The following is a 12594-nucleotide window of genomic DNA, read 5'->3' on the forward strand; positions in this document are numbered from 1 at the left end:
GCGCCGGACCGAACCGGGCCCGCCCAAGGTCGGTCCGGTGCCACCCGCCGACGGGCCGCCCCGCGGCGCGGCGGTGGTCCGGGCCGCGGCCGTACCGCCTCCGCCGGGACCCGACCGGCCCGGCCCCGGTGGCCGGCCGGACGGGCCGCCGCCGGTCGATCCCGGTGCGCTGACCTCGTTGATCTCCTCGGTGCCGCCGCTGCGTACGGCGTCCGCCCCGGTCCGGCCGGCGGGTGATCCGGCCGCCGGACGGGCGACACCGCCCGGCTCCGCCGTCGCCCGGGTCGACGACCCGGCGCTGCGGGGCTACGACCCGCCGGCCGACCGGGGAAGTGACTTTGAGGACGAGGACGACCCCGGTGCCCGGCGATCGGGCAGCGGGATGTTCCGGGGCGCCCGGTCGGAGATCCGTCGCCAGATGCGCGAGCAGCGCCGGCTGCGACTGGCGGCCCTGATCATGGTCAGCCTGCTGGTGCTCGGGGCGTTGCCGCTGTACTTCGGTATCCGGGCGGCGACCCGCGATCCCGTCTTCAGTTCCCTCGACGCGTTGGCCGTGCCGGCCTGGGCGGCGACCTCGGTGGAGGACGGCGTCGACGGCAGCCGGTGGTGCTTCATCGAGTGCCGGTTCCGGGAGCGGACCGCGCAGTCGGAACGGAGCTTCGACGAGACCGCGACGGCGTACGAGAAGGCGCTCACCGACGACGGTTGGCGGCCGTGGACGCCGGAGTTCTGCCCGGACCAGCCGGTCGAGGGCCGCTACACCTGCTGGCGACGCGACGAACTGACGCTCGACCTGTGGGTACGCGAGCCACCCTGCGCGCTGGAGCAGCCGAGTGTCGAGCCCGACCTGCTGCCGACCGGCGAGCCGGGCGCGGATCCGGGCCCCGGGGCGTCGGAGGAGCCGGCGGTCGAGGGCTGCACCGGTTCGGTGGTGACGGTCAAGGTACGCAACGCGATCGCCGACGAGCGCACCGGACCGCAGCCGAGCACCGATCCGTCGCTCACCGGCGAGGACCCGGACCCGATCTTCACCGACGATCCACTTCTGGACCTGACACCCTCCCCGTCGTGAGGCCGGGAGCCGTCACGGACGGTAGGGTCTGCACGTTGGCGCAGAGAGGGCGTCGGCGCACCGGACCCTCCGTCCGGTAGCGACACCCCGACAGTGGACGGCACGGCGCGCCGACGATCACGCTTCGGTTGAGGAGGACACGCGTGGACGGTGGACAGATCGCGGCTTTGATCGCGGCCGGGGCGTTTCTGATGCTCGTACTGGTGCTCGCGGTGCCGATCCTTCGGCTGCGGCACACGGTCGACGCGGCCACCCGGACGATCAACGATCTCAACGAGCGCACCGCGCCGCTGCTGGGCAACGTCAACAGCACGGTCGAGAACGTCAACGTCGCTCTGACGCAGGTGCACACCTCGCTCGACGGGGTGAACATCCAGCTCGCCAAGATCGACACGATGACCGGGCACGCCCAGAACGTCACCGCGAACGTCGCCAACCTGGCCACCGTGGTCTCGGCCGCGGCGGCCAACCCGCTGGTCAAGGTCGCCGCGTTCGGATACGGGGTACGCAAGGCGGCCTCCGCCCGACGGCAGGCCGACGAGGAGCGCGACGTCCGCGCCACCCTGAAGCAGCAGCGGCGGGCCGCCAAGCGCGGCAACCGCTGATCCCGCCGCACCCCACGGCTCGGCACGAGGAAGGATGAGGCAATGAAACGGTTGCTGTGGTTGGGTGTCGGGCTCGCCGTGGGGGCGGTGGTGGTCCACAAGCTGACCCGCAAGGCGCACTCGTACACCCCCGGCGGCATCGCCGAGTCGCTGTCGGAATCCGCTGGCGGCTTCGTCGCGTCGCTGCGTAGCTTCGTGGACGACGTCCGCGAGGGCATGGCCGAGCGCGAGCAGGAGATCCACCAGGCGTTCGCCGACGGCGTGCTCTACGAGGACGAGTTCGCCGAGCTGCGCGACGGCGAGCGGATCGGCGACCGGAACATTTTCCCGGAGGAAGGCAGACGATGAAGACGGCGGAGATCAAGCGGCGGTTCCTCGCGCATTTCGAGGCGAATGGGCATGCCGTGGTGCCGTCGGCTCCGTTGCCGGCGATTGATGATCCGAACCTGTTGTTCATCAACGCCGGGATGGTGCAGTTCGTGCCGTTCTTCCTGGGACAGCGGTCGGCGCCGTACGCGCGGGCGGCCAGTGTGCAGAAGTGCATCCGTACGCCGGACATCGACGAGGTCGGCAAGACGTCGCGGCACGGGACGTTCTTCCAGATGAACGGGAACTTCTCGTTCGGTGACTACTTCAAGTCCGGGGCGATCCCCTGGCGTGGGAGCTGTCGACCAAGCCGGTGGAGCAGGGCGGGTTCGGGCTGGATCCGGAGCGGATCTGGGCCACGGTCTACCTCGACGACGACGAGGCGTTCGAGATCTGGCGGCAGACCGGGGTGCCGGTCGAGCGGATCGTGCGGCGGGGGAAGAAGGACAACTTCTGGTCGATGGGCATCCCCGGCCCGTGCGGCCCCTGCTCCGAGCTCTACTACGACCGGGGTCCGGCGTACGGGCCGGACGGCGGTCCGGAGGTGGACGAGGACCGGTTCCTGGAGTTCTGGAACCTGGTCTTCATGCAGTTCGAGCGGGGTCCGGGCACCGACAAGGAGAACTACCCGATCCTGGGCGACCTGCCGGCGAAGAACATCGACACCGGCATGGGCCTGGAGCGGATGGCGTCGATCCTGCAGGGGGTCGACAACCTGTACGAGATCGACGAGGTCCGCCCGATCCTGGCGCGGGCGGCGGAGCTGACCGGCACCGTGTACGGGGCGAAGTCCGGCACGGTGGCCAGCGAGTCGCATCCGGACGACGTACGGTTGCGGGTGATCGCCGACCACGTCCGCACCTCGCTGATGCTGATCTCCGACGGCGTGACCCCGTCGAACGAGGGCCGCGGCTACGTGCTGCGGCGGATCATGCGGCGGGCGATCCGGGCGATGCGGCTGCTGGGTTGGCAGGAGCGGGCGCTGCCCGAACTGCTGCCGGTGGCCCGGGACTGCATGGCGCCGTCCTACCCCGAGGTCGCGCAGGAGTTCGACCGGATCTCGCAGTACGCGTACGCGGAGGAGGACGCGTTCCTGTCCACGCTGCGGTCGGGGACGACGATCCTGGACACCGCGGTCGCGGCGACGAAGGCGTCCGGTGGGGACACCCTGTCGGGTGAGAAGGCGTTCCAGCTGCACGACACGTACGGGTTCCCGATCGACCTGACGTTGGAGATCGCGGCGGAGCAGGGCCTGCGGGTCGACGCGGACGGGTTCCGCCGGTTGATGGCGGATCAGCGGGCGCGGGCGAAGGCCGACGCGCAGGCGCGTAAGACGGGGCACGTCGACCTGTCCGCCTACCGCACCGTCCTCGAGGACGGCGGCCCGGTGGAGTTCACCGGCTACACCGAACTCCGCCGTGAGTCCCGGGTCCGCGCGTTGCTGGGCGGCGGCGGCCGGCGGGACGTGGCCGGCGAGGGCGAGACGGTCGAGCTGGTGCTGGACACCACCCCGTTCTACGCCGAGGGCGGTGGCCAGCAGCCGGACACCGGACTGATCACGGTCGGCGGCGGCCAGGTCCAGGTGCTCGACGTCCAGTCGCCGGTGCCCGGCCTGATCGTGCACAAGGTACGGGTGGTCCGCGGCGAGGTACGCGCCGGTGAGGAGGGCTTCGCCGAGATCGACACCGACCGGCGGCGGGCCATCTCCCGGTCGCACACCGCGACCCACCTGGTGCACCAGACGATGCGCAACTTCCTCGGCGAGTCGGCGACCCAGGCGGGTTCGCTGAACGCGCCGGGCCGGCTGCGGTTCGACTTCAACACCCCCGGCGCCGTTTCGCCGAGTGTGCTGCACGACGTCGAGCAGCAGGTCAACGAGGTGCTGCTGCGTGACCTCGAGGTCAACTGGTTCGTCACCTCGCAGGAGGAGGCCCGCCGGCTCGGCGCGATGGCGCTGTTCGGCGAGAAGTACGGCGATGAGGTGCGGGTCGTCGAGGTCGGCGACTACGCCCGTGAGTTGTGCGGCGGCACGCACGTCGCCCGGTCCGGGCAGCTCGGCCTGGTCAAGATCCTGTCCGAGTCGTCGATCGGTTCCGGCGTGCGCCGGGTCGAGGCGCTCGTCGGCATCGACGCGTTCAGCTTCCTCGCCCGCGAGCACCTGCTGGTGTCCCGCCTCGCCGAACTCTTCCGGGTGCCGGGCGACCAGGTCGCCGACCGGGTACAGCAGACGGTGACCCAGTTGCGGGACGCCGAACGGGAACTGGAGAAGCTGCGCGCCCAGCTCGTGCTCGGCGGAGCGGCGGCGCTGGCGGCCCAGGCGAAGGACGTCCGGGGGATCGCGTACGTCGGCACCGAGGCGCCCGAGGGCGCGGCCGGGAACGACGTACGGACGCTGGCGCAGGAGATCCGTGGCAAGGTCGACCCGGCCCGTCCGGCGGTGGTCGCGGTCGCGGCCCGCTCCGGTGGCAAGGCGTCGCTGGTGGTGGCGGTCAACGCCGCCGCCAAGGGGCGGGGCGTGGCAGCGGTCGACCTGGTCAAGGGTGCGCTGTCCGGTCGGGGCGGCGGCAGCGCCGACCTGGCGCAGGGCGGCGGCGTGCCGGCGTCCGAGGTGGCCAACCTGCTCGGCGCGGTGGAGCGGGCGGTGGCGGAGGTAGGCTGAACCGGGTTCGGCGCCGCCGTGGCCGGACCGTTTGCTTCCAGCAATGTCGATCAAGGGCTTGTCTGTCCGATCCGGGACTCCGGAGCGGCCGGCGGGCCCTTGATCGCGTGAAAGGTCTTTGATGAGTGGCTTCCAGCGCGGGGTGCGCCTCGGCGTCGATGTCGGACAGGTACGGGTCGGCGTCGCCATCTGCGACCCGGACGGGATCCTCGCCACTCCGCTGGTCACATTGCCCCGGGACGTCGCCACAATTGATGGCATTCCAACCGATATTTCGGAACTTGCGCGACTGGTAGCGCTACACGAAACGCCCGAAGTGGTGGTCGGGTTGCCGGTGACACTCTCCGGGGGAAACGGACCGGCCGCGGTCTCCGTCCGTGCCTACGCCGACAAACTGGCCGAAGTCATCGCGCCGGTACCGATACGCCTGGTGGACGAGAGGATGTCTACGGTCGTCGCAAGCCGTAGGCTGTCCGAGCGTGGCGTCCGGGGAGGCGTCAACGGGCGGTCGTCGACCAGGCGGCCGCGGTGGAGATCCTGCAGAGCTGGCTAGATGCGCAGCGGAGGCGGATGTGATGATCGACGAGTTGGATGCCGCGTTTGACGAGCGCGACGAGGGCAAAGGGCGTCGCCGGCGCGGCACGAGACGTCGCAAGAGCGGTCGGGGCAAGACCGCCGCGGCGTTCCTGGTCGTCGTCCTGCTCTTCGGCGGCCTCGCCGGCGGCGCCTGGTACGGATTCGACCGCGTCTCCGGCTACTTCACCACCCCGGACTACCCCGGCGGCGGCAGCGGCGAGGTCGTCGTCGAGGTCATGTCCGGCCAGACCATCGCCGAGATCGGCAACACCCTGGTCACCGCCGGCGTGGTGAAGAGTTCCAAGGCGTTCGTGGAGGCGGCCGAGGCCAACTCGCGCAGCCAGAACATCCAGCCGGGCCACTACAAGGTCCGCAAGGAGATGAACGCCGCGACCGCGCTCGGTCTCCTGCTCGACCTGACGAACAAGGTCTCCAACAAGATCACGATTCCGGAGGGGCGGACCGCCAAGCAGATCTACAAGCTGCTGGCGGAGGCCACCGGCATCGCGGCGGAGGAGTTCGAGGAGGCGGCCAAGGATCCGCTGAAGCTCAAGGTGCCCGACTGGTGGTTCAACCGCAACGACGGCAAAGAGGCCACCATCTCGTCGGAGGGCTTCCTCTTCCCCGACACCTACGAGCTCGACCCGGACGTGACCGCGCCGGAGATCCTCCAGATGATGGTCAACCGGTTCCTCAGCGTCGCCGGCGAGATGGACTTCGCCGACCGGGTCCAGGCCGAACGGGGCGGCATCAGCCCCTACGAGGCGCTGATCGTCGCGTCGCTGGCCCAGGCCGAGGCCGGCAACGCCGAAGACCTCGGCAAGGTCGCCCGCGTCGCCTACAACCGGGTCTACAGCGGCACCTTCCCGTGCAGCTGCCTGCAGTTCGACGTCAGCGTCAACTACTACTGGGAGCTGACCGGCAAGCCGACCAAGGCATCGAAGGACATGACGTACGAGGAGCTGCGCGACCCGGACAACCCGTACAACGTCCACGACAAGGCCGGCCTGCCGCCCACCCCGATCAACAACCCCGGCAAGCTCGCCCTCGAGGGCGCCCTCGACCCGCCGGCCGGCAAGTGGCTGTACTTCGTGGCCATCGACAAGGAGGGCCACTCGGAGTTCGCCGAGTCGTACGCCGACCACGAGCGCAACATCCAGAAGGCCCGGGAGAACGGCGTCCTGTGACGGTCTCGGCACGGCGCGCGGCGGTGCTGGGCAAGCCCATCGCCCACTCCCTCTCGCCGGTGATCCACAACGCCGGTTACGCGGCGGCCGGGCTGACCGACTGGTCCTACACGGCGATCGAGTGTGCCGAGGCGGAGTTGCCCGACCGGCTGGCCGCCTGCGGCCCCGAGTGGGCCGGGTTCTCCGTGACCATGCCACTGAAGGAGGCGGCGCTCGCCGTGGCGGGCGCCGCCTCCCCGGTCGCCGTCGCGGTCGGCGCCGCCAACACCCTCGTCCGCCGCGCCGACGGCTGGTACGCCGACAACACCGACGTGCCCGGCATGGTCGAGGTGCTGCGCGCGGCCCGGGTGGCGTCCGCGCCGGCGGTGACGGTGCTCGGAGCCGGTGGCACGGCGCGGGCGGCACTGGCCGGCGCTGCCGAACTCGGCGCCGCCACGGTCACGGTCGTCGCCCGCCGGGCGGCGGCCGTCGACGAACTGCGGCCGGTCGCCGAGGCACTCGGTATCGGGCTGACCGTGGGCGCCTGGACCGACGCGGTCGCCCACCTCGACGCCGACGTGGTCATCTCCACCGTGCCGAAGGGGGTCGCCGACCCGCTGGCGCCGCAGGCGTCGTGGCGGCCGGCGACCGTCCTGTTCGACGCGATCTACGACCCGTGGCCGACCCCGCTGGCCGAGTCGGCCGCGGCGGCCGGCTGCCCCGTACTGTCCGGCCTCGATCTTCTGCTGGCCCAGGCGGTCGGCCAGTTCGAGCAGTTCACCGGCGTCACCGCCCCGGTCGAGGCGATGCGGGCGGCCCTGCGGGCGGCCCGCTGACCCGCGGGTACGACCGAGGCCGGCCCGCCGGGTCGGGCCGCCGGAAGCCGGGCGCCGGTTCCGCAGGGCGGGACGGCGTGGCCGGTGCGCGGGGCACTGGTGGTTCCGTGACAAACTTGCCACCGTGTTGCGTTGGCTGACTGCAGGTGAATCGCACGGTCCCGCCCTCGTGGCGGTCCTCGAAGGGGTGCCCGCCGGGATCGAGGTGACAACCGCCGAGATCGGGCACGAGCTGGCCCGCCGCCGGCTCGGCTACGGCCGCGGCGCGCGGATGTCGTTCGAGCGCGACGAGATCGAGATCATCGGTGGCGTACGGCACGGGGTGACCCTGGGCAGCCCGGTCGCGATCCGGGTCGGCAACTCGGAGTGGCCCAAGTGGCAGACCGTGATGGCCGCCGACCCGGTCGACGCCGACGAACTGGCCCGGCAGGCCCGCAACGCCCCGCTGACCCGGCCCCGGCCCGGTCACGCCGACCTGGCCGGCATGCAGAAGTACGGACACACCGACGCCCGCCCGATCCTGGAGCGGGCGAGCGCCCGGGAGACCGCGGCCCGGGTCGCCGTCGGCACGGTCGCCAAGGCACTGGTCCGGCAGGCGCTCGGCATCGAGATCGTCTCGCACGTGGTCGAGCTGGGATCGGTGGCCGCCAAGGCCGGCCTGGTGCCCCGGCCCGAGGACGCCGAACGGGTCGACGCCGACCCGCTGCGCTGTCTCGATCCCGACGCCAGCGCCCGGATGGTCGCCGAGGTCGACGCCGCCAAGAAGGACGCGGACACGCTCGGCGGGATCGTCGAGGTGCTGGCGTACGGGCTGCCGCCCGGACTGGGCAGCCACGTGCAGTGGGACCGCAAGCTCGACGCCCGGCTGGCCACGGCGCTGATGTCGATCCAGGCGATCAAGGGCGTCGAGATCGGCGACGCGTGGACCCAGGCGCGGTCGCGCGGCTCGGTCGCCCACGACGAGATCATCCCGACGGCGAACGGCGTACGGCGGGTCACCGACCGCGCCGGCGGCCTCGAGGGCGGGATCACCACCGGCGAACCGCTGCGGGTCCGGGCCGCGATGAAACCCATCTCCTCGCTCAACCGGGCACTGTCGACCGTGGACGTCAGCACCGGCGAGCCGGCGACCGCCATCAACCAGCGCTCCGACGTCTGCGCGGTGCCGGCCGCGGCGGTCGTCGCCGAGGCGATGGTCGCCCTGGTGCTGGCCGAGGCGGCGACGGAGAAGTTCGGCGGCGACTCGGTCGCGGAGATCCGCCGCAACCTCGCCGGCTACCTGGACCACCTGGTGATCCGCTAGTGGCTCCGGTCTGCGTGCTCGTCGGCGCGATGGGCGCCGGCAAGTCCACGGTCGGGCAGGCGCTCGCCGACGCGCTCGGGGTCGGGTTCCGCGACACCGACCTCGACGTCGAGGCGACCGCCGGCAAGCCGATCCCGGAGATCTTCTTCGACGACGGCGAGGAGCACTTCCGCGCCCTCGAACACGCCGCGGTGATCGCGGCGCTGGAGTCGTTCGACGGCGTACTGGCGCTCGGCGGCGGGGCGATCCTGGCGGAGAAGACCCGCGCGGCGCTGGCCGGCCACACCGTGGTGTTCCTGTCGGTCGGCCTGTCCGAGGCGGTCAAGCGGGTCGGGTTCGGTGCCGGCCGGCCACTGCTCGCCGTCAACCCCCGGGCCACCCTGCGGCACCTGCTCGAACAGCGGCTACCGCTCTACACCGAGGTCGCCTCGCTGACCGTGCCGACCGACGACCGGACGCCGGAGGACGTCGTCGACGAGATCCGTACGCACCTCGGCCGCTGACGCACCCCGGTTGTCGCCTGTCGGACTCTACGTATCTGCAGCGGTCACCGTACGTCTCCCTCACGCACCGCCACAGCCGCGTGAGGAGAGCACGATGCAGCCGCGCCAGACCGTCCCGGGCAAGCGGATCATCACCGACGACGACGAGATGTTCAACGGGCTGACCGGCAGCACGCTGGCCGCCGAGCAGACGAGGATGAAGACGCCGAAGGCGCTGAAGGCCCGTCTGGCCGAGGACCGGCGGCGGTTCCGGCTGGGTGACGTCCGGGTCAGGTCCGAGGGGCGGCCGTTCGACGGGCGGGCCCGGGTGGAGGTGCTCGCCGCCGAGGCCGACGCGAAGATGCTGAGGGTGCGGGTCGAGGTCTGCGGCAACCCGGCCCACATGTGCGCGCCGCACGATCTGGTGCCGGTCTATCTGGAGAGCGCACCCGACCGGTACGTGTTCATGATCGCGTTGCTGGAGCCGACCGCGGACCAGAACGTGTTCACCATCGAGTTCACGTACCCGGTCATCGAGCTCGCCCGGGCGCTCGGCGTCGAGCCCGGCCCGAAGGCGCTGGAACTGCTCAAGCGGGACTGCCCGGAACTCGGCGTCACCGCCCACTGGCTGGCCGACACCAAGGGGCGGGGCAACGACCCCGACCACGTCAGCGGCGGCGTTCTCGAGAAGGGCGGCTCCGGCAAGATCTTCCTGCGCGAGCGGACCAGGGCCGACTTCGTGGCGTCCGAGACCGTACGCATCCTCGAGTGGAACATGGCGGAGCGGCTGTCCGCCGGCCGTGGACGGCCGGTCTTCGCGTCCTACGACAGCATCCTGGCGCCCGGCAGGGAGTTGGCCACCACCTTGGAGGCCGAGTCGGAGTACCAGGTCGACGACCGGATCATCGAACTCGTCACCAGGAAGATGGATGCCCTGCGACTCGCGGTCACGACCGCCGGCGAGCGGATCGAGGAGTTCGGGCGGAGTGGGCCGGAGGACTCCGACCGCCCGACGCGGCCGTACCAGCTGGTCTCGATGACCAGGAGCGTCAGGACCTACACCGACCACTACCTCGACCTGGTGGCCCCCGGCCCGGACCCGGCGTACCCGTTGCTGGCCAACGGCATCGTGCTGCGCCGCCGGATGGTCGACGGCGACCCGGTCGACACCTACCTGCTCTCGGTCAAGGGCCGCACGGTCGAGAACGGTGGCGAACGCATCCGGCTGGCGGCGCAGATCAACCTGATCGGGTCGGCCATGGCGACGCGGCGGGGTGTGGAGACCCTCGGCCACCTGCTGCGCGACGACGTGAACGTCGACAACGCGTTCGCCCGGGTCCTGCACGACGTACTGGCCGAGCGCGGGCTCACCACCCTGCTGAAGCAGGACTGGGCGGTGCGGCACGTCCTCACGGTCGTCTCCGAGCGGTGGAGGTACACGATGAGGTTCGACGACGCGACCGTGATCGACTTCAGCGCCGACCGCGCCGTCGGCCGCCGTCCCGACGGGGGCGCCGGGGCGACCGTGTGCGGCTTCGAGTTCGGCGTGGGGCACCCGGGCCCGACGGCGGGCGGTACGCCCACCGCGATGTCGATGCGGAAGCGGATCGGCCAGTGGGACTCCCACGCCGGCATCGCACCGACCCCGACCGGCGCCAGGACGTTCGAGTCCCGGCCGCGCCCGATCACCCGGCCGTACCACGTCCCCGCCGACCTGGACTCCGCCCGGCTGTTCGGGAAGGCGGACTTCAACAGGTACCGGACGCTGCGTGACGCGCTGATCAAGGAGCAGTTCGGCCTGGACCGGTCGACCCTCGTCCCGGGCGGCAACAAGGCCACGGTGCTGGCCCACAAGCTCGGAATGATCCGACCCGCCACCGGGGCTCCGCCCCGTGCAGATCACCGTGATCAGGGACCGGTGGTCGCGACGCGCCGACGACACGCGCGCACCGGTCCCTGATGGCGCGGATCGTGGGGCGGCTAGGGTCAGGGGTGATGGACGAGATGACGCGGATCGCCGTCGGCGGCGAGCGGCCGTACGACGTACTCGTCGGGCGGGACCTGCTCGACGAGTTGCCGCCGCTGCTGGCCGGTGCCGACCAGGTCGCGATCCTGTACGCCCCGCCGCTGAAGCCGCACGCCGACGCGGTCGCACGGCGGTTGGCCGCCGCCGGCCTGCGTCCCCTGCCGATCGAGGTGCCCGACGCCGAGGCGGGCAAGGACATCGCCGTCGCCGACCGGTGCTGGGAGGCGTTGGGCACGGCCGCGTTCACCCGTACCGACGCGGTCGTCGGCATCGGCGGCGGCGCCGTCACCGACCTCGCCGGATTCGTCGCCGCCTGCTGGCTGCGCGGGGTGCGCTGGGTACCGGTCTCCAGCAGCCTGCTCGGCATGGTCGACGCCGCCGTCGGCGGCAAGACCGGTATCAACACCGGGGCGGGCAAGAACCTGGTCGGTGCGTTCCATCCGCCGGCCGGGGTGCTGTGCGACCTCGCACTGCTGTCCACCCTGCCCGCCGTCGACCTGGTCGCCGGCCTGGCCGAGGTGGTCAAGTGCGGCTTCATCGCCGATCCGGCCATCCTGGACCTGATCGACGCCGACCCCGCCCGGGCCGCCGACCCGACCGGGCCGGTGGTGCGGGAGCTGGTCGAGCGGGCGATCCGGGTCAAGGCCGACGTGGTCGCCGGCGACCTGCGCGAGTCCGGTCGGCGCGAGATCCTCAACTACGGGCACACCCTCGCGCACGCGATCGAGAAGGTCGAGGGCTACCGCTGGCGGCACGGCCACGCCGTCGCCGTCGGCCTCGTCTACGCCGCCGAACTGGGACGCCTCGCCGGCCGGCTGGACGCGGCGACCGCCGACCGGCACCGGGCCACGCTCACCGCGTTGGACCTGCCGACCGGCTATCCCGCCGACGCCTGGCCGGGGCTGCTGGCCGCGATGCGGGTCGACAAGAAGGCCCGCGGGGCACGGCTGCGGTTCGTCGTCCTCGACGGGCCGGCCCGACCATCCATCCTGGACAGTCCGGACGACGAGCTGCTGCGGGCGGCGTTCGGGGCGGTGGCCCGATGAAGGTGTACGTCCTCAACGGGCCCAACCTCGGCCGGCTCGGCACCCGCCAGGTCGACGTGTACGGCGTGACCAGCTACGCCGACCTGGTCGAGTTGTGCCGGGACACCGGCCGCGAGCTGGGGCTCGACGTCGAGGTGCGGCAGACCGACGCCGAGCACGAGATGCTCGGCTGGCTGCACGCCGCCGCCGACGAGCAGGCCGCCGTCGTGCTCAACCCGGGCGCCTGGTCGCACTACTCGTACGCGGTCCGGGACGCCTGCGCGATGCTGCGTGGGCCACTGGTCGAGGTGCACATCTCCAACATCCACGCCCGGGAGCAGTTCCGGCACCACTCGGTGGTCTCGGCGGTGGCGACCGGCGTGATCTGCGGTCTCGGCGTCGACGGATACCGGCTGGCGCTGACCCACGTCGCCTGGTCGGCGGCCGCTTCCGGGTGACCGCACGGCCGGATCGTGCC

Annotated in this window: 10 protein-coding genes and 2 pseudogenes; all 12 read left to right on the forward strand. The window is 71.9% G+C overall.

The genetic code is table 11. From position 1 onward, the window contains the following. Positions 1-382 precede the first annotated feature (382 nt). The 12 genes and pseudogenes from Prubr_RS23950 to aroQ all read left to right on the forward strand — a co-directional run bounded on the left by Prubr_RS23950 (position 383) and on the right by aroQ (position 12574). The gene (locus tag Prubr_RS23950) at positions 383-1072 is read left to right on the forward strand and encodes a hypothetical protein (protein ID WP_212828442.1); all 690 of its coding nucleotides are present in this window, start codon (positions 383-385) and stop codon (positions 1070-1072) included. Between the two features lie 143 nt (positions 1073-1215). Continuing rightward, complete coding sequence (locus Prubr_RS23955) at positions 1216-1677, forward strand: DUF948 domain-containing protein (protein ID WP_212817118.1); 462 nt, start codon at positions 1216-1218, stop codon at positions 1675-1677. 42 nt (positions 1678-1719) lie between these two features. Continuing rightward, positions 1720-2025, forward strand: coding sequence for a hypothetical protein (locus Prubr_RS23960; RefSeq protein ID WP_212817119.1), 306 nt, complete (start codon positions 1720-1722; stop codon positions 2023-2025). Then, positions 2022-4702: pseudogene (gene alaS / locus Prubr_RS23965) on the forward strand (alanine--tRNA ligase). Before Prubr_RS23960 ends, alaS begins: the two are co-directional and overlap by 4 nt. Positions 4703-4823: 121 nt before the next feature. Beyond that, positions 4824-5278: pseudogene (gene ruvX / locus Prubr_RS23970) on the forward strand (Holliday junction resolvase RuvX). Beyond that, positions 5278-6465, forward strand: coding sequence for an endolytic transglycosylase MltG (gene mltG, locus Prubr_RS23975; protein WP_212817120.1), 1188 nt, complete (start codon positions 5278-5280; stop codon positions 6463-6465). The pseudogene ruvX and the gene mltG overlap by 1 nt, the downstream one beginning before the upstream one ends. Continuing rightward, positions 6462-7280: a shikimate dehydrogenase gene (locus tag Prubr_RS23980; protein WP_212817121.1), complete on the forward strand. Its 819-nt coding sequence runs from the start codon at positions 6462-6464 to the stop codon at positions 7278-7280. Before mltG ends, Prubr_RS23980 begins: the two co-directional genes overlap by 4 nt. A gap of 124 nt (positions 7281-7404) precedes the next feature. After that, positions 7405-8583, forward strand: a complete 1179-nt coding sequence (gene aroC / locus Prubr_RS23985; RefSeq protein WP_212817122.1) for a chorismate synthase — start codon at positions 7405-7407, stop codon at positions 8581-8583. Next, positions 8583-9086, forward strand: coding sequence for a shikimate kinase (locus Prubr_RS23990; protein ID WP_212817123.1), 504 nt, complete (start codon positions 8583-8585; stop codon positions 9084-9086). The genes aroC and Prubr_RS23990 overlap by 1 nt, the downstream gene beginning before the upstream one ends. Positions 9087-9180: 94 nt before the next feature. After that, entirely contained in the window at positions 9181-11025 is a 1845-nt protein-coding gene (locus tag Prubr_RS23995; protein ID WP_212817124.1) for a hypothetical protein, read from the forward strand. A gap of 35 nt (positions 11026-11060) precedes the next feature. Continuing rightward, positions 11061-12137, forward strand: coding sequence for a 3-dehydroquinate synthase (gene aroB / locus Prubr_RS24000; RefSeq protein ID WP_212817125.1), 1077 nt, complete (start codon positions 11061-11063; stop codon positions 12135-12137). After that, a complete protein-coding gene (aroQ, locus tag Prubr_RS24005; protein ID WP_212817126.1) occupies positions 12134-12574 on the forward strand; it encodes a type II 3-dehydroquinate dehydratase in 441 nt (146 codons plus the stop codon). The genes aroB and aroQ overlap by 4 nt, the downstream gene beginning before the upstream one ends. Positions 12575-12594 lie beyond the last annotated feature (20 nt).

Source organism: Polymorphospora rubra, assembly GCF_018324255.1.
Taxonomy (GTDB): Bacteria; Actinomycetota; Actinomycetes; order Mycobacteriales; family Micromonosporaceae; genus Polymorphospora; species Polymorphospora rubra.

Bases quoted from the DNA above. Each gene is read 5' to 3' on its own strand.
- Prubr_RS23950 (WP_212828442.1), top strand. From the start codon at position 383: ATGTTCCGGGGCGCCCGGTCGGAGATCCGTCGCCAGATGCGCGAGCAG.
- aroB (WP_212817125.1), top strand. From the start codon at position 11,061: ATGGACGAGATGACGCGGATCGCCGTCGGCGGCGAGCGGCCGTACGAC.
- aroQ (WP_212817126.1), top strand. From the start codon at position 12,134: ATGAAGGTGTACGTCCTCAACGGGCCCAACCTCGGCCGGCTCGGCACC.
- Prubr_RS23995 (WP_212817124.1), top strand. From the start codon at position 9,181: ATGCAGCCGCGCCAGACCGTCCCGGGCAAGCGGATCATCACCGACGAC.
- Prubr_RS23960 (WP_212817119.1), top strand. From the start codon at position 1,720: ATGAAACGGTTGCTGTGGTTGGGTGTCGGGCTCGCCGTGGGGGCGGTG.
- mltG (WP_212817120.1), top strand. From the start codon at position 5,278: ATGATCGACGAGTTGGATGCCGCGTTTGACGAGCGCGACGAGGGCAAA.